The sequence below is a fragment of the Propionicimonas sp. genome (assembly GCF_047606205.1).
Taxonomy (GTDB): domain Bacteria; phylum Actinomycetota; class Actinomycetes; order Propionibacteriales; family Propionibacteriaceae; genus Propionicimonas.
The window spans coordinates 26,322-43,266 of record NZ_JASGES010000039.1 but is presented as its reverse complement, the minus strand read 5'-3'; the positions used below and the strand labels follow the sequence as shown (position 1 = coordinate 43,266).

The 16,945-nt window shown below is 71.0% G+C and carries 14 protein-coding genes; 6 read left to right on the top strand and 8 right to left on the bottom strand.

Features of this window, described 5'->3' with window-relative positions; genetic code table 11:
- Window positions 1-14: 14 nt before the first annotated feature.
- Window positions 15-1,598: a MutS-related protein gene (locus QM633_RS02640; protein ID WP_415152171.1), complete on the top strand. Its 1,584-nt coding sequence runs from the start codon at window positions 15-17 to the stop codon at window positions 1,596-1,598.
- Window positions 1,595-3,142 carry a MutS-related protein gene (locus QM633_RS02635; RefSeq protein WP_415152170.1) on the top strand — a complete coding sequence of 516 codons (1,548 nt, stop codon included), beginning with the start codon at window positions 1,595-1,597 and terminating at the stop codon, window positions 3,140-3,142. Before QM633_RS02640 ends, QM633_RS02635 begins: the two co-directional genes overlap by 4 nt.
- A 22-nt stretch (window positions 3,143-3,164) precedes the next feature.
- On the opposite strand, the gene eno is transcribed toward QM633_RS02635, so the two are convergent.
- Window positions 3,165-4,430: a phosphopyruvate hydratase gene (gene eno, locus QM633_RS02630; protein WP_415152169.1), complete on the bottom strand. Its 1,266-nt coding sequence runs from the start codon at window positions 4,428-4,430 to the stop codon at window positions 3,165-3,167.
- A gap of 327 nt (window positions 4,431-4,757) precedes the next feature.
- On the opposite strand from eno, the gene QM633_RS02625 reads away from it, so the two are divergent.
- Complete coding sequence (locus tag QM633_RS02625) at window positions 4,758-6,419, top strand: dynamin family protein (protein WP_415152168.1); 1,662 nt, start codon at window positions 4,758-4,760, stop codon at window positions 6,417-6,419.
- On the opposite strand, the gene QM633_RS02620 is transcribed toward QM633_RS02625, so the two are convergent.
- Together QM633_RS02620 and QM633_RS02615 are read right to left on the bottom strand one after the other, a co-directional pair.
- Entirely contained in the window at window positions 6,412-7,467 is a 1,056-nt protein-coding gene (locus QM633_RS02620) for a threonine aldolase family protein (protein WP_415152167.1), read from the bottom strand. The genes QM633_RS02625 and QM633_RS02620 overlap by 8 nt on opposite strands.
- Window positions 7,468-7,499: 32 nt before the next feature.
- A complete protein-coding gene (locus tag QM633_RS02615; RefSeq protein ID WP_415152166.1) occupies window positions 7,500-8,873 on the bottom strand; it encodes a DUF6421 family protein in 1,374 nt (457 codons plus the stop codon).
- Window positions 8,874-8,963: 90 nt separating this feature from the next.
- Here QM633_RS02615 and QM633_RS02610 point away from each other — a divergent pair, with 90 nt between their 5' ends.
- The gene (locus QM633_RS02610) at window positions 8,964-9,824 is read left to right on the top strand and encodes a hypothetical protein (RefSeq protein WP_415152165.1); all 861 of its coding nucleotides are present in this window, start codon (window positions 8,964-8,966) and stop codon (window positions 9,822-9,824) included.
- A gap of 234 nt (window positions 9,825-10,058) precedes the next feature.
- Here QM633_RS02610 and map read toward each other — a convergent pair whose 3' ends face one another.
- On the bottom strand, window positions 10,059-10,907 hold the full coding sequence (gene map / locus QM633_RS02605) for a type I methionyl aminopeptidase (protein WP_415152164.1): 849 nt from the start codon (window positions 10,905-10,907) through the stop codon (window positions 10,059-10,061).
- Between the two features lie 47 nt (window positions 10,908-10,954).
- Between map and QM633_RS02600 the strand changes: the two genes are divergently transcribed.
- Window positions 10,955-11,191 (top strand): hypothetical protein, encoded by a 237-nt coding sequence (locus tag QM633_RS02600; RefSeq protein ID WP_415152163.1) that lies wholly within the window; start codon window positions 10,955-10,957, stop codon window positions 11,189-11,191.
- Window positions 11,192-11,198: 7 nt separating this feature from the next.
- Here the strand turns inward: QM633_RS02600 and QM633_RS02595 are convergent, their stop codons facing one another.
- Entirely contained in the window at window positions 11,199-11,588 is a 390-nt protein-coding gene (locus QM633_RS02595; protein ID WP_415152162.1) for a VOC family protein, read from the bottom strand.
- Window positions 11,589-11,664: 76 nt separating this feature from the next.
- Between QM633_RS02595 and QM633_RS02590 the strand changes: the two genes are divergently transcribed.
- Entirely contained in the window at window positions 11,665-13,002 is a 1,338-nt protein-coding gene (locus QM633_RS02590; RefSeq protein ID WP_415152161.1) for a glutamine synthetase family protein, read from the top strand.
- A 305-nt stretch (window positions 13,003-13,307) separates the two neighbouring features.
- Here QM633_RS02590 and QM633_RS02585 read toward each other — a convergent pair whose 3' ends face one another.
- Genes QM633_RS02585 through QM633_RS02575 form a run of 3 tightly spaced genes read right to left on the bottom strand, consistent with a single transcriptional unit; the run spans window position 13,308 to window position 16,941 of the window.
- Window positions 13,308-15,029 (bottom strand): biotin/lipoyl-binding protein, encoded by a 1,722-nt coding sequence (locus QM633_RS02585; protein WP_415152160.1) that lies wholly within the window; start codon window positions 15,027-15,029, stop codon window positions 13,308-13,310.
- The gene (locus QM633_RS02580; protein ID WP_415152159.1) at window positions 15,029-16,258 is read right to left on the bottom strand and encodes an ABC transporter permease; all 1,230 of its coding nucleotides are present in this window, start codon (window positions 16,256-16,258) and stop codon (window positions 15,029-15,031) included. Before QM633_RS02580 ends, QM633_RS02585 begins: the two co-directional genes overlap by 1 nt.
- Window positions 16,255-16,941, bottom strand: coding sequence for an ABC transporter ATP-binding protein (locus tag QM633_RS02575; RefSeq protein ID WP_415152158.1), 687 nt, complete (start codon window positions 16,939-16,941; stop codon window positions 16,255-16,257). Before QM633_RS02575 ends, QM633_RS02580 begins: the two co-directional genes overlap by 4 nt.
- Window positions 16,942-16,945: the final 4 nt, after the last annotated feature.

The following is a 16,945-nucleotide window of genomic DNA, read 5'->3' as shown; positions in this document are numbered from 1 at the left end:
TCCAGGGAGCCGTCATGTGTGCAGCCGGGTCTACCACCGCTCCGGGCGGGCTCGCGGTCCGGGCAGGGAGCACAGCTCTCGGGCCGGGTTGTCCGCGCCTGCTCGGGCCCGCCGGGCGCCCGCCGCGGCCGGTCGCGCCACAGACGCTCGTCGACCTGCATCTGGACGAGGTCATCTCTGCGGCCGCGCCCGGCGACTTCCAGCGTCAGGTGTGGCGCGAGCCGCTGACGGATGCGGGCGTGGTCGGCTATCGGCAGGATGTCGCCGCCGACCTGGCCCGGGCGGACATCCGCCCGGCCGCCGAGGCGATCGATGCCGCGCTCGCCGCGGCCCGGAACGCGATCCTGGCCTGGCGCAGCGCCCACGACGCCATTCCCGCCGAACTGAACCTGCTGGAGTCGATCCGGCAGTTCACCGAGGCCGTGACCCGGTTCAGCGGCGCCCTGGCGGAGTCCGGGCCCACCTCGGAGGGGCTGCTCGCCGTCCGGGCCCACCTGGCGGCGTACACCGGCGGTGAGGAGTTCCGGACGCTGTCCGAGGGGTGCGCGTCGCGGCTGGAGGAGCTGCGGGCGCGCACCGTCGAACTGGGCATGCGGGCCGGCACGGTCTGGGTGGACGAGGACAGCGGCCGGCCCGGGTGGACCGCGCAGATCGCGGCCTTCTTCGCCCGCTTCGACTCCGCCGCCTCCAGCGCGACCGGGGTTCCGGCACGTCCCCGGCGGTACCTGAACCACGTGGAGGCCCAGGCGATCGGCCTGGTCGCCGAGCTCAGACCGGCGGTCTTCGGCCGGCTGCACGCCTTCGCCGCCGCGCACCAGGACTTCCTGCCCGACGACCTGGCGCGGCTGGGCGAGGAACTGCGGTTCTTCCTCGGCTTTCAGAAGGTGGCCGACCAACTCGGCGGTGAGGGCGTGGCCTGGTGCCGTCCCCGTGTCATCGAGAACCCGGGCACGCCACTTCTGCTGGCCGGGACGACCGATCTCGCTCTCGCCCTGCGCACCCACAGCGGCGGCGCGCGACTGGTCCCCAACGACCTCTGCCTCGGTGCGGGGGAGCGGATCGCCTTCGTCACGGGTCCGAACCAGGGCGGCAAGACGACCTACGCCCGGACGATCGGCCAGCTGGCCTACCTGGCGTCGCTCGGGCTCGCCGTGCCCGCGCGATCCGCGACCCTCCCGCTGCTCAACCCTGTGCTCACCCACTTCCCCCAGCCCGACGATCCCGAGCACCAGCGTGGTGGGCTGGCCGACGAACTGGTGCGGTTGCGGGGGATCCTGGACGCAGCGGACGCCTCGGCGCTGCTGGTGCTGAACGAGCTGTTCTCGGCGACCTCGGCCCAGGACGCGCTCGACCTGTCCAGGCACGTGCTGATCCGGCTCGACGAGTTGGGCTGCCGGGCACTGTGGGTGACCTTCCTGGAGGAGCTCGTGACCTCGGTGGAGGGTGCCGCCAGCCTGGTCGGGCAGCTGGCTCCCGACGACCCGACCCGACCCACCTTCCGCTTCCGGGCCGAACCACCCGCGGGCCGCTCCCACGCCGCGGCCCTCGCCGCCCGGCACGGACTGTCCGCCGATGATCTCGCCGGGAGGCTCGCATGAAGGTGCATCTGCTGTTCCCCGACCGGAACGCCGACCTCGCCGCCCCGATCGACGGTGCCGATGACCTGATCGCCGATCTCGACCTCGAGCCCGTGCTGGCCGTGATGCTGCCCGGACGCACCCTCGAGGGGATCTGCCCCGCGGTCCTGCTGAACCCGCTGGTCGATCCGGCCCAGATCGGCTGGCGACAGCGCGTGCTCGCCGACGTCCTGGCCGACCAGGACGGGATGCGGGCGCTGTTCGCGCTGGCCGGCCGCGCACCGGAGAGCCAGCACTCGATCTGGATGTACGGAGGGCGGACCGCCGACTCCCTGCTGTCCCGGTCGGTCCACGGTCTCCGGGCGCTGCTGCCGCTGCTGCGCGAACTCGTCGCCTTCGCCCGCCGCCGAGTCGGCAGCGTCGGCTCGGACGGTCTGGGCCAGTTGTACGCGCGTCTGGTCGCCGAGCTCCCCGACTCCTACCTGGACCAGCTGTCGACACTGCTCGCGCAGCTGGAGTTCCCGCAGGGCGTGGTCACCCGGGCCCGTCTGGATGCGTCGGGGATGCTCGCCGAACTCGAGCTGCTCGCGCCCGGTGAGGGCCGGCGCCGGTGGTGGCAGACGCTCGGGGTCTCCGGGCCCGGCCGGTTCCGCTTCACCATCGCCGAACGGGACGAGGCAGGCGCCCGAGCCCTCGAGGACCTGCGCGGGGACGCCATCCACGATGTCGCCGCCACCCTCGCCCGGGCGTGCGACCACGTCGTCGGCTTCTTCCGGCAGCTGCAGGGGGAGAGCGGGTTCTACGTGGGCTGCCTGCAGCTGCACGACCGCCTCGCCCAGCTGGGGGTGCCGATGTGCTGGCCGGTGCCGGAGAGCCCGCCCGATGCGATGACGGCGACGGGCCTGTCCTGCCTGAGCCATGCGATTCGGACCGGGACGGCGCCGGTCCCGAGCGATCTGCCCGGACCGTGCCTGGACCTCGCCGTCGTGATCGGGGCGAACCAGGGCGGCAAGACGACCTTCCTGCGCAGCGTCGGCTGTGCCCAACTGCTCTTCCAGGCAGGGGTGTTCGTCCCGGCCACCGCCTATCGGGCGGCGATCGCCCCCGCTGTCCACACCCACTTCCGGCGTGCCGAGGACGATGACCTGGCCAGCGGAAAGCTGGAGGAGGAACTGGTCCGGATGAGCCGTATCGTCGACCGGTGCCGTCCCGGTGATCTGCTGCTGATGAACGAGTCATTCGCTTCGACCGATGAGGTCGAGGGCAGCTACCTCGCCGTCGAGGTCATCGACGCCCTCCTCGACCGCGGGCTCCGGGTGCTGCTGGTCACGCATTTCCACCGGCTCGCCCGGCACTACGCCGAGCGGCCCAGGGTCACCTTCCTGGTCGCCGAACGCCGCGCCGACGGCACCCGGACTCACCGGCTGCTGCCCGGCGCCGCGACCTCGGCCAGCCATGCCCTGGACATCTACCGGCAGGTCTTCGGGTCCGGGACCGCGACCGAACCGCCGACCACGGGCCCGGGCCCACTGCGCGGCTCACCAGCGGTGCGGATCTGCGCGTGAGCCGCGCAGATCCGCCCGGGTCTCAGCGGTTCAGGCCGTAGGGCAGGTCGGGGCGCTGGGCGGCGATCTGGATGAGCCGGTTGTACTTGGCGATGCGCTCGCCGCGGGCAGGTGCGCCGGTCTTGAGCTGACCGCACCCGGTGGCGACGGCGAGGTCGGCGATGAACGTGTCCGGGGTCTCGCCGGACCGGTGGGAGACCATCTGTCCGTAGCCGGCGTCGTGGCAGATCCGCATCGCCTCGAGGGTCTCGGTCACCGTTCCGATCTGGTTCACCTTGATCAGGGCCGCGTTGGCGATGCCGTCGTCGATCGCCGCGGCGATGATCGCGGGGTTGGTGCAGAAGTTGTCGTCGCCGACCAGCTGGATGCGCCCGCCGAGTTCCGCGGTGAGCCGCTTCCAGCCTTCGGAGTCCTGCTCGCCGAGGCCGTCCTCGATGCTCCAGATTCCGAAGCGGTCGATCATCTCGGCGTAGCGGGCGATCATCTCCGCGCTGGAGAACAGGCGTCCGTTGACGCGGTAGCCCTCCGCCGTCCAGAACTCGGACGCCGCAGGGTCGAGCGCGATGCCGACGCCCTGGCTGCCGGTCGGGTAGCCGGCATCGGTGATGGCGGCGACGATCAGCTCGAGGACCTCCTCGGGCTCGGCGAGGTTGGGCGCGAAGCCGCCCTCGTCACCGAGGCCGGTCGAGTGTCCGCCGGCCGCCAGGCGCTTCTTCAGCGCCTGGTACACCTCGGCGCCGGCGCGGACGGCCTCGGCCATCGACGGCGCGCCCAGCGGACAGACCATGAACTCCTGGAAGTCGAGCGGGTTGGGCGCGTGGGCGCCCCCGTTGAGCACGTTGAAGCACGGGACGGGCAGCCGGGCGGGCTGGCCGAAGCCGGGCAGCCACTCGTAGAGCGGAGTGCCGGCCGAGGCGGCCAGGGCGCGGGCGAGGGCCATCGACGTGCCGATGATCGCGTTGGCGCCGAGCCGGGCCTTGTTCGGTGTGCCGTCGAGGTCACACATGGCCTGGTCGACGGCGGCGAGGCCGTCCCACGACCCGGCGGTGAGGAGCTCGTTGATCTCGCCGTTCACGTGTGCGACCGCCCGCGTCACGCCGGCGCCGGCGAACCGCGCCGGGTCACCGTCACGCAGTTCCACCGCCTCGCGCGATCCGGTGGAGGCGCCCGAGGGGACCCCGGCCTCGGCGATCGTGCCGTCGGCCAGCCCGACGGTCACGGTCAGTGTCGGGCGCCCGCGGGAGTCCAGCACCTCCAGTGCCTGCACCCGGGCGATTGTCACAGTCATGTCCGTGCTCCTCTCACGTCGCGACTCCACGGTGGAATCGGAGGGAGTGTGCAACCGGGCTGGCCGTGAAGGCTGGGGGGAAAGTGAGAGAAATCCCCACCTCCGTGTCCAGCCCGGCTGCACACAAGGTAGGGACCGTTGGTCGCTGACGCGACGGTTTTCTGCTCCAGGGCGAGCCCCACCGCCCGACCGCGACTATAGCCGAGTCCATCGCCGGATCCATCGCACCGGCGCGGCGGCGGACTATCCTGAAACGCAGGCGATGGGGCTCGCCTTTGAGTGCTGGAACGGCTGACGGTCCCTGCGGACGAGAGGTCAGGCGGCTCCATGCCCTTTCCCAGTGCGCCGGTCAGCCGGACCAGCAGCCGGCTCGATCATCGCGCCGCCCTCGACGCCATCCTCGAGGTCGCCGGCCGCTACCAGTTGGGTGAGATCGAGCATCGCTGTCGCACCGCCACCTCCCAGGTCGCCCACGGCGAACTCGCCGTCGCGGTGCTGGGTCGGTTCAAGGCGGGGAAATCCACCCTGCTCAACCAGCTCCTCGGCGAGGACCTCCTGCCGGTCCGGGCGATTCCCGCCACCGCGGTGATCACCCGCCTGCGCTATGGACCGGGGCGCAGCCTGACGGTCCAGTTGGCGCACGGCGGGGAGAGGGCGATCCGTCCCGAGGAGCTCGCGGACTGGGTGACCGAGGCAGGGAACCCGGACAACCGCAGGGGCGTCGAGGCCGTGGAGATCACCTCGCCCGCGCTCGCCGACCTGCCGCACCTGGTCCTCGTCGACACCCCGGGGACGGGCAGCTCCTGGCATCACAACACCCGGACGAGCCTCGACTGGCTTCCGCGCGTCGGTGCCGCCGTGGTTGCGATCAGTGCGACCGAACCGCTCGCGGCCGAGGACCTGCAGCTGGTCGGGGAGATCCAGCGGCACACCCCGACGCTGCTGGTGGTGCTGACCAGGATGGACCTGCTCGACGTGCGCGACGAGGAGGACGTCATGGCGCACGTCCGGGACCAGCTCGGACGGCAGTGCGCCTGCGTACCGCCGCTGATCGCGGTGTCGCGAGCGCCACGACACCGGACCCAGAGAGCGCGCCTGCGCGCCCAGCTGCAGCAGCTCGACAGTGCGCACGCGGCGCAGGTCGACCAGCTCGCCGAGCACCGGGTCGGGCGGCTGGCCAACGACACCTGTGCGTACCTCGAGCTGGCCAGGGCCGCCGCCTCCGCGCAGGCGCAGGCCGTTGAGTCGCTCCGCAGCGCGCTGCGCGACGAGGCGCAGCGCCTCCCTGCCCTGCGGCGTTCGGCCCGCGCCCAGCTGCTCCCGGTGCGCCAGCGGGCGGCGGCGAGCGTGGACGCCCTGGTGAAGCGGACTCTCCCCGGGGCCGTCGCCCAACTCCTCACCGGTCTGGCCGGGGAACAGTCCTGCTGGCGCGGAAGCCTGGCCAGCGAGACGCGCGACTTCCAGCGATGGCTCGCGGCGTCGCTGCTGCCCGTCGCGACCACGTTGTCCGAGACGGCCAGAGCGCAGTGCTCGCCGATCCTGGCGCAGGGTGGGGTCCCGATCCGGCACCTCGGCGAGGCCTTCGCGCAACGGCTCGGCGGCCTCGTCCGCGACGCCACGTCCACCGACCTGGAGCTTCCCGCACCGCCCCTTCCCGCGCCCGCCCCGAACCCGGTCGACGTCACCCTCAACCCCGTGTTCGACAGCCACCTCGAGCTCCTGTCCTGGGCGATTCCGATGGTCCTGGCACGACCGGCCGTCCACCGGCACTTCCGGGGGATGGTCCCCTGGCAGGTCGAGAAGAACCTGGTCCGGGTCGGCTATCAGGTCCTGGCCCGCGCGCAGGAGGCCCTGGACCGGAGCGTGGCGGACTACCTGGACGCCCTGGACGATCTCGCCCGCACCGTCCAGCATCTTCTCGACTGCCTCCCGGGTGATCTGCCCCGGATCGAGGCCGACCTGCGGGCGCTGGAGGGTCTCGTCAGGTGAGTCGTGATGCGACGGCCTCACGGACGAGGCCGGCGAAGGTGTCGACGTCCTCGGCGGTGGTGTCGAAGGAGCACATCCAGCGGACCTCGTTGACCGAGGCGTCCCAGTCGTAGAAGAAGAACCGCTGCCGGACCGCGTCGGCCACCCCGTCGGGCAGCCGGGCGAACACGCCGTTGGCCTGGGTGGGCTGGGTGAACGTGATCCCCGGCACCTCCTCCAGGGCGGCGCGGAGCCGGCTCGCCATGGCGTTGGCGTGGGTCGCGCTGCGCAGCCACAGGTCTGCCTCGTAGAGGGCCACCAGCTGGGCGGAGGTGAACCGCATCTTGCTGGCGAGCTGCATGGTGAACTTGCGCGCGTAGACCAGCCCGTGGACGACCTCGGGGTTCAGCACCACGACCGCCTCCGCGCCGAGCGCGCCGTTCTTGGTACCACCGAGGGTGAGGACGTCCACGCCCACGTCGCTGGTGAACGCCCGCAGCGGCAGCCCGAGGCTGGCAGCAGCGTTCGACAGCCGGGCGCCGTCCAGGTGCACGGCCATCCCGAGTGCGTGCGCATGGTCCGCCAGCGCCGCGATCTCGGCTGCGGTGTAGAGCGTGCCCAGCTCGGTCGACTGCGTGATCGACAGCGCCAGCGGCTGGGCCCTGTGCTCGTCGCCGAACCCCCACGCCTCGGTGTCGACCAGGTCGGGGGTGAGCTTGCCGTCCGGGGTGGGGACGGCGTACAGCTTGACGCCGCCGACCCGCTCGGGAGCACCCCCCTCGTCCACGTTGATGTGCGCGGTCCGTGCACACACCACGGCTCCCCAACGCGGAAGCACCGACTGCAGCCCGATCACGTTCGCGCCGGTCCCGTTGAACACCGGCCAGGCCTGCGCGGCCTCCCCGAAGTGCTCCCGGACGACCTCCTGCAGCCGCCGGGTGTAGTCGTCGTTGCCGTAGGAGGACTGGTGGCCGAGGTTCGCCTCGCCGATCGCGGCCAGCACCTCGGGGTGGACGCCGGAGTAGTTGTCGGACGCGAAGCCGCGCGCTGCGGTGTCGTGGATCTGCACGCGACGATTGTGGCACCCGCCGCCGGCGCCGCTCAGGCGTCGGCGCCGGTGATCCCCGAGGTGGACGCGACCACGTCCCGCATCTTCTTCTCGAACGCCTCGTAGAACATCGACAGCGGGAACTCGTCGTCCATCACCAGATCGGTCAGTTCCTTGGGCATGCCCTTCAACGGCAGGTCGCCGCTCTTCCACACCGAGGCGGGATGCGGTTCGACGACCCCGCTGACCAGCTCATACGCGGCCAGCCAGTGCGACACCTTGGGCCGGTCGATGGAGAGCCAGTACAGCTGCTCGATCTCCTGCCCGAGCGCGTTCACGCAGTCGGGGACCTCGTCCCAGTCGAAGGTGAGCCGGGTGTCCGTCCAGTGCAGGACGTGCTTGCGGTGCAGCCATGCGAACAGCAGCTGGCCGCCCAGACCGTCGTAGTTGCGCACCCGCGTCCCGGTGACGGCGAACCGGAAGATCCGGTCGAAGATCACCGCGTACTGCACGAGCCCGGCGTGCCTGGCGAGCTGGTCCTGTTCGGGTGTCCGCTGCGGCAGGGCCGCGAGTTCCCGCTCGATCCGGACGGCCTCGCGGAACGCGGTCAGGTCGCAGCGCAGTTCCTCCAGCGAGTACAGGAAGAACGGCATCCGCTGCTTGATCATGAACGGATCGAACGGCAGGTCGCCCCGCATGTGGGTCCGGTCGTGGATCAGGTCCCACATCACGAACGTCTCCTGGGTGAGCCGCTGGTCCTCCAGAAGCTCGGCCGCGAGCTCGGGCAGGTCCAGCTTGGTCACCTCCACGGCCGCGCGGAGGACACGGCGGAACCGGGCCGCCTCGCGGTCGCAGAAGATGCCGCCCCAGGTGAACGGAGGGACCTCCCGCATCGCGACGGTCTCGGGGAACAGCACGGCGGAGTTGGTGTCGTAGCCGGCGGTGAAGTCGAGGAACTGGATCGGGACGAAGGCGGCGTTGGAGTACGCGCCGGCCTCCAACTCCGCGACGAAGTCGGGCCAGACCACCTGGATCAGGAGGGCCTCGACGTGCCGGTCCCGGGACCCGTTCTGGGTGTACATGGGAAAGACGACCAGATGGACGAGGCCGTCGACCCGCGTCCGCTCGGGGTGGAACAGGACCAGGGAGTCGTAGAAGTCGGGTTCCTTGAAGTAGCCGTCGCGCCAGCGCTGGAGGTCCCGGATCGTGGCGTCGAGGTAGGCCGCGTCGTGCGGGAACAACGGAGCCAGCTCGCCGATCCCCTCGGTGAGCTCGGCGACGTGTGCTCGGGCGTCGGCATGGTAGGCGGCGTCGTCGATGGCGCCGTGGGGGGACTGGAGCGATGCCAGCGCGGTGGCGGCCTGCTTCACCTTCAGCCACGCGGGGTGCTGCGTGAGCGTCCGGGTGTCGATCGTGACGGTGGTCATGACGCATTCTCACACGCACCGGCGCGGGCAGGGTGTACGAGACCCGGCCGTCCGGAGGTGCCGCGTGGCGGCCGGGCCTACGCTGGCGGGGTGAGCGCACCCGTCCGCGCGGTGGGGGCCGTCCTCGCGGCGGTCCTGCTGTCGGGCTGCGGCCTGCAGTGGCTGTGGAACGAACCGGTCCACCGAGCCCCGTCGGTGGCGCCGGTCGCCACCACACCGGTGCCGACCCCGTCCGAGCTGGACGACCGGGCGCTGCACCCCTACACGGGGGAACTGGCCGCGGGCGCGACCTGCGCGCAGGCGACGAAGCGGCAACTCGCGGCCCTGGAGGACATCGGCGGCGTCGGTGGCTCGGTCACCTACCCGGTCGGGGTCCTGGTCCGGTCGAACGCGGGCTGGTGGACGGCTGCCGTCGCGACGAGGGCCACCGGGGGCGCCGGCTCCGTGGAGCCCTACGCGTTCTTCGTCACCAGCTACCCGACCTACGCCGACGACCCCGACCACGAACCGTTCGCCTGGCAGCTGGCCTCGGCCGCCGGGGACCGGGCGGCGAGGAAAGCGCTCGCGTGCGTGAAGAAGCTGCCGGTGCCCAGGCCGCGTCCCGACCCCGGCTCGCCGGACAGTTACACGGGCCGGCTCGCGAAGGGAGCCGGCTGCCACTCCGTGACCACGAGCCTGCTGGACCGCCTGCAGGCGGTCGGCGGGGTGGGCGGCGCCATCACCTATCCGCGCGGGCGGATGGTGCACGCAAATGGTGCCTGGTGGACGGTCGCGGTGGAGACCAGCGTGAACCCGAACAGCCTCGGCTACACCAGCGACGACGTCGCACCGACAGCACTGTTCGTCACCAACGCCCCGAGCGCGCGCTCAGGCGCCGCGGTGGTGGCGTTCCCGATCCGGCCGCACGCCTCCGACAGGGCCGCCCGGAAGACCCTGGGCTGCCTGGCCTGAGGGGTTCGGGCGGCCCCACCAGGTAGACCGGGGGGTTGGTGGCCTGGCGGGGCCTGACCGCCGGCTCCGGTGGAACTTCAAAGGGGGAGTGGAGCTGGGCGGCTGCGGCAACGCTATCCCTCCTGCGCAGGAAACGCAGAATGCCGCCCGGCGGGTTCACGGGACATTCGGTGGCGGTCGACAGGCGTCGATTTCCGCCCGCCGGCCGGGTGGCGTCCGGCCCGGCCGCCCCGCTCAGGGGACGGTGAGGATCTCCGCGCCGTCCGGGGTCACCACGAGCGTCTGTTCGAACTGCGCGACCCTGCTGCGGTCGTCGGTCACGACCGTCCAGCCATCGTCCCAGACGTGGGACTGCTGGCTGCCGATGGCCAGCATCGGCTCGATCGTGAAGGTCATCCCGACCTCCATCACGGTGTCCAGCAGGGGCTCGTCGTAGTGCGGAACCACGAGCCCGGAGTGAAAGGCGGTATGAACGCCGTGGCCGGTGTAGTCGCGGACCACGCCGTAGCCGAAGCGGCGGGCGTAGGACTCGATCACGCGCCCGACCACGTTGATCTGCCGGCCGGGCCGGACTGCGCGGATCGCCCGGTTCATCGCCTCCTCGGTGCGCTCGGTGAGCAGCCGGGACGCCTCGTCCACCTCGCCGCAGGCGAAGGTCGCACAGTTGTCGCCGTGCACGCCGTCGTGGAAGGCGGTCACGTCGATCTTGACGATGTCGCCGTCCTCGAGCGGGCGGGCGTCGGGGATGCCGTGGCAGATCACCTCGTTGACCGAGGTGCAGCACGCCTTCGGGAAAGCCCGGTAGCCGAGCGTGGACGGGTAGGCGTCGTGCGCGACGATGAAGTCGTGCACCACCTCGTCGATCTCGTCGGTGGTGACGCCGGGGGCGACGACGGCCGCGCCCGCGTGCATGGCCTGGGCCGCGATCCGGCCCGCCACCCGCATCCGCTCGATCACGTCCGGCGTCTGCACGTGGGGGCCGTCGTAGCGCTCCGGGCGCGGGTGGCCGACGTACGCCGGACGCGCGATGTGCGCGGGGACCGGGCGCATCGGCGAGGTCGGGTAGGGCTTGATCGCGGTCACGCCCGGGATCATAGTGGGCTCACACCAGAGGATCGGAGGCAGGGGCCATGGCGCAGGGTGAGTGGTACTACTGCCTCGACCACCACGCGGTGGAGCCCTACGAGGGATGCCGGAGCGCGACCAGGCTCGGACCGTACGCGACCGCCGCGGACGCTGCGAACGCGCTGGCGAGGGCACAGGAGCGCAACGAGGATTGGGAGAACGACCCGCGCTTCAACGACGACGCGGACGAGAGCGCCCAGGACCGGGAGGACAGGGCCGATCGCAACCCGTTAGCCGGTTGAGCCGGGGTCAGGCCCAGGCGAAGAGATCCACGCGGTTGCCGTCGGGATCGAGGACGGTCGCATAGCGCTGGCCCCAGAAGGCGTCCCACGGCTCGCGGTGGACGGTGAACCCGGCCTGGGCGATCTCGGCGACGGTCGCGTCCACCTCCGCGGGCGTGGCGCACTCGAAGGCGAGGCTCATCGCCGGTCCGCCCACCGGGGGCTCCCAGCCCGGGTCGAAGCTGTGCACCACGGAGACCGTGTCGAACATGACCCGGACGCCACCGGGGCCCTCCCACTCGACGTGGCCCTCCGCGTCATCCTCCGGGGCGAAGGACAGGCCGAGCAGGCGGTAGAACTCCAGGGATGCGGCCATGTCGGCCACCGTGATCCCGATCGCAGTGAAAGTCGCAGCCATGTGTCTCACCGTACCCAGCGCGTCCGACATCACGATGTAACCAGACTGAAACACTTCCGGCGGCAGACTTGGCCGCATGGATAAGCAGACCGAGTTCGTGCTCCGCACCATGGAGGAGCGGGACGTCCGCTTCGTCCGGCTCTGGTTCACCGACGTCCTGGGCTTCCTGAAGTCCGTCGCGATCGCTCCCGCCGAACTCGAAGGCGCCTTCAGCGAGGGGATCGGTTTCGACGGCTCGGCCATTCAGGGCTTCGCTCGCGTGTACGAGTCCGACATGGTGGCACACCCCGACCCCTCCACCTTCCAGCTGCTGCCCTGGCGCGGCCAGACGCAGGGAACGGCCCGGATGTTCTGCGACATCCGGCTCCCGGACGGCTCACCGTCCTTCGCCGACCCGCGCTACGTGCTGAAGCGGACCCTGAAGAAGGCCTCCGACATGGGGTTCACCTACTACACGCACCCCGAGATCGAGTTCTACCTGTTCAAGCAGCCGATCGTCCCCGGCCAGCCGCCGACCCCTGCCGACCAGTCCGGCTACTTCGACCACACCACGACCAGTCCCGGCGCCGACTTCCGTCGCCAGGCGATCACGCTGCTCGAGCAGATGGGGATCTCGGTCGAGTTCAGCCACCACGAGGGCGGCCCCGGTCAGCAGGAGATCGACCTGCGCTACGCCGACGCGCTCACCATGGCCGACAACATCATGACCTTCCGGGTGGTGATCAAGGAGGTCGCGGTGATGCAGAACATGTTCGCGTCCTTCATGCCCAAGCCGCTGAGCGACCACCCGGGCTCCGGCATGCACACCCACGTCTCGCTGTTCGAGGGCGATAACAACGCCTTCTACGACGCCACCGCCGAGTACCACCTGTCGAAGACCGGGCGGCAGTTCATCGCCGGCCTGCTCAGGCACGCCGGCGAGATCACCGCGGTCACCAACCCGTGGGTGAACTCCTACAAGCGCCTGATCTCCGGCGCGGAGGCGCCGAGCTACATCTGCTGGGGCCAGAACAACCGCTCAGCGCTCGTGCGGGTACCGATGTACAAGCCGAACAAGGGGGCGTCCGCCCGGGTGGAGTTGCGTTCGATCGACTCCGCGGCCAACCCCTACCTCGCCTACGCGATGGTGCTGGCGGCCGGCCTGGCGGGCATCGAGAACGAGTACGAACTGCCGGAGGGCGCGGAGGACGACGTGTGGTCGCTGACCGACCGCCAGCGGCAGGCGCTGGGCATCTCGCCGCTGCCGCGCAGCCTCGGCAACGCGATCGACCTGATGGAGAACTCCCAGCTGGTCGCCGACACCCTCGGCGAGCACGTGTTCGACTTCTTCCTGCGCAACAAGAAGTCCGAGTACGACTCCTACCGCAGCCAGGTCTCGGAGTGGGAGCTCACCAAGTCCCTGCCCACGCTCTGACGCGACGCGCCCCCACGATCGGGGCGGACCACTCGGGGTGTACGGGTCTGTCCGGATGCCCAATATTGTCGACACCACGCGGTTGAATGGTGGTACCACCGAACCGGGCACAGGGGTCCCGGATCGCGGACGCCCGTTCGGGGACGGGCGCGGTCCGCGTCGGTGAGCGGGTCCGTCGGCATCATCCGGAGGGAGGACGTGCCGGCGGGCCCGCGGCGCTCTCGCCGCCTTCCACCGCCCACCCCGTCCCGGTGAACACGACAGCGCCGCCACCCGGGCTCCCGGGCGGCGGCGCCGCGTGGTCCTCAGCGAGTCGAGGAACTCGCTGTCGCGGTCGGGGCACCGCCGGCCGCACCGCTGCTCGCGGCCGTCGGGGCCGCGGTGGCCACGGCGGACGCCGAGGCCACCGACCGGCTGGACGAACCGCTGGATCGCTGATTCGTCGTGTTCGACGGGATCTCGGCGGTGTTGTCGGCCAGCACCACGATGGTGCCGGCGTCCAGCCCGGACGTGACCTGTACCCAGCCGCCGCCGACCGCTCCGGTCTTCACCTCGACGGTCGAGGCCGTCGTGGCGTTGGCGTTGTCGACCACCTGGACGGTCGCCGTCCCGGTGCCGGTCGGGGTCACCGCGGAGGCCGGCACCCGGACCACGCCGGTGGCCGCGTTGACCGGGATCGTCACCGACGCCTTCGCGCCGCTGGCCAGCAGCCCGGAGGCGTCGCCGACCGAGACGGTCGTGGTGTACGTCGGGGAGTCACCGCTGGTGCCGCTGGTCTCGACCGACGAGATCGCGGTGATCCTGCCGGTCAGCTCCTTGGACGAGCCGGCCGGGGTCACGGTGACGGACTGGCCGACCTTGACCTGCTCCCTGGTTGTGAGCGGGAGCTCGAAGGTCACCACGGCGCTGCCGGAGCCGACGATCGTGACCGAACCGGACGAGCTGTCGCCCGCGGTCAGGCCGACCAGGCCGACGGTCCCGGAGATCGGGGCGACCAGCGTCGCGTCGGCGAGGTCCTGCTGCGCCGAGGCGAGGTCCTGCTGGGCGGAGAGCACGGTCGCCTTCGCCTTCGCGACCGCGGACTTGCTGACCGTGGTCGTCGAGCTGGACGAGCCGCTCTTCTTGGAGCCCGAGCCCGAGCCCGAGCCGGTCGAACCGGTGCCGGTCGTGGAGGTGAGCTGGGTGACCACCGTCTGGAGGTTGGTGTTGGCGAGGATCACCTCGGCGCGAGCGTCGGCACAGGCCTGCAACTGGTCGTCGGTGAAGTCGTCGCTGTCCAGCGTCTTGGCCAGCGGGGACGCCGAGGCGGTCGCCGTGGCCGTGGCCACGTCCCCCGACCCGTCGTCACCGGAGGATGACTCGCCGGAACTGGTCGGGGTCGGCGTGCTGGTCGCGCTCGCCGAGGCGGAAGGCGTGGCCGTCGCGGTGCTGGTCGCGCCGCTGTCGTCCCCGCCGTCGTCGGCTGCCGGAAGGATCGAGGCGAAGATCGCGTCGCACTTGTCCGACTCGTCGAGCACGGCCAGGTTGACCCGTGAGGTCGCCTCGAGGAGCAGGGTCGGATCGATCACGATGCTGGCCGCGGTCGCCCCGCCGGCGCTCTTCGACGCAGAACGGGAGCTCGCGGAGCTCTTGCTGCTGCTCGAGGAGGAGGAACTGGACGGGTGCCGGGCCGAGTACAGCGAGGCCTCGGCCTGGGCGAGGGTGGTGGTCGCGTTCAGCACGGCGAGCCGGAGCTCGCCCTTGTTCAGCGTGGCGAGGGTGTCGCCCGCCTCCACCTCGTCGCCGACGGAGACAGAGACCTTCTTCACCGTGCCGCTGACCGAGAAGGACGCCTCGGAGGTGTTCTTCCGCGTCACGGTGCCGGTGGCGGTGTAGGTCTGCGTGACGTCGCCCGTCCCCGCTGTCGTGGTGACGAACCGCGCGCTCGCCGCGGTGGACGTCTGCGCGACACCGATCCCGACCCCCGCCACCAGGGCGAGGGCCGCGCCGGCGCCGAGGACGCCCCTGAGCCGCTTGTTGACCTTCATCATTCACTCCTCAGTGCGTCGATCGGGGCGAGCTTGGCCGCGCGAGTGGCCGGATAGACGCCGGCCACGAGGCCGATGCCCAGCGAGACCACCAGGGCGAGCAGCGTCGCCGGGATGGAGATGAGCACCGTCATGCTCAGGATCGGGGTCAGGATCGCCGCTCCGGCGAAGCCGAGCCCCACGCCGACCAGCCCGCCGAGAATGCCGAGGATGCCCGCCTCCACCAGGAACTGGCGCCGGATCACCCCCGGGGTCGCTCCGAGGGCCTTGCGCAGGCCGATCTCCCTGACCCGCTCGCTCACGCTCACCAGCATGATGTTCATCACGCCGATGCCGCCGACGAGCAGGGAGATCCCCGCCACGCCACCCAGCAGCACGGTCAGGATGCCGGTCACCGAGGTGGCCGTCTCGACCAGCGATGCCTGGGACGCGACCGTGAAGTCGGCGTCGTCGGAGGTCACCTGGTGCGAGGCCAGCAGCGCCGTCTTCACCTGCTGGTAGGCCGCCGACAGGCTGTCCGCGTCCTTGCCGGAGAGGTAGATCGAGGAGACGCTGTTCGCGCTGCTCGAGGTGGACAGGCGCGAGGCGAATGTGGTGATCGGCACCAGGACGGTGTCGTCCTCGTTCGACGTCCCGGAACTGCCTTCGGAGGTCAGGACGCCGATGATCGTGAACGACTCGCCGTTGACGCTGATCGACTGGCCCACGGCGGAACCCGTGCTGAACAGCTCGCTGGCCGTCTCCGAGCCGATCACTGCGACGTTGGCCGAGGAGTCGACCTCGTCCTGGGTGAAGAACCGGCCGGTCTCCACCTCCCGGGCCCTGACCGTCAGCCAGTCCGGCACGGTGCCGACCACGGTCGAGGTCCAGGTCGTCTCCGATGACTGCAGCGAACCGTTCGTGGACGAGGTGGGCGCCACCGCCAGCACGTCCGGTGCGACCGACGGGTCGGCGAGCATCTCGGCGTCCTGCATGGTCAGCGTGGACACCGTGCTGCCACCACCCCGGAAGCCGCCCGAGGACGAGGAGGACGGCGAGACCACCAGCAGGTTCGAGCCGAGCGAGTTGATCTTGTCGGTGATCTGCTGGGAGGCGCCCTGGCCCAGGCCGACGGTCAGCATGACCGCCGCGATACCGATCAGGATGCCCAGCATGGTCAGCGCCGACCGCATCCGGCGCGCGTTCAGCGCCGAGATGGCGGTCTTCAGCGTCTCGGTCCAGCCCATCATCGCCGTGCTCCCGCTGCCTCGACCGGGACGGACTCGCGGAGGAGCCCGTCGTAGATGTGCACCAGGTGCTTGGCCCGCTCGCCGACGTCCGGCTCGTGGGTGATCACCACGATCGTGCGGCCCGAGTCGTTGAGTTCCTCGAACAGCTCCAGGATCTCGCTGGTGGACCGGGAGTCGAGCGCGCCGGTCGGCTCGTCGGCGAGGATCAGGGCCGGGTCGGTGACCAGCGCCCTGGCCACGGACACGCGCTGCTGCTGACCGCCGGAGAGTTCGCCGGGGCGGTGCTGGACGCGCTGGGCCAGGCCAACCCTCGCCAGCGCCGCCAGTGCGCGTTCCCTGCGTTCGGGCGCCGGAACCCCGGCGTACACCAGCGGCAGCTCGACGTTCCGCAGCGCGGTCAGGGCCGGCAGCAGGTTGAACTGCTGGAACACGAAACCGATCTTGCGGTTGCGGATCTCGGCCAGCTGCTTCTCGCTCATCTTGCTCACGTCGGTGCCGTCGAGTTCGTAGGTGCCCGCGGTCGGCACGTCCAGGCAGCCGATGATGTGCATCAGCGTGGACTTGCCGGAGCCGGAGGGGCCCATGATCGCCAGGTACTCACCCGCCTCGATGGCCAGATCGATCCCGCGGAGCGCCTCGACCTCGACCACACCCGTGGAGTAGGTCTTCCGGACTCCGTTCATGTAC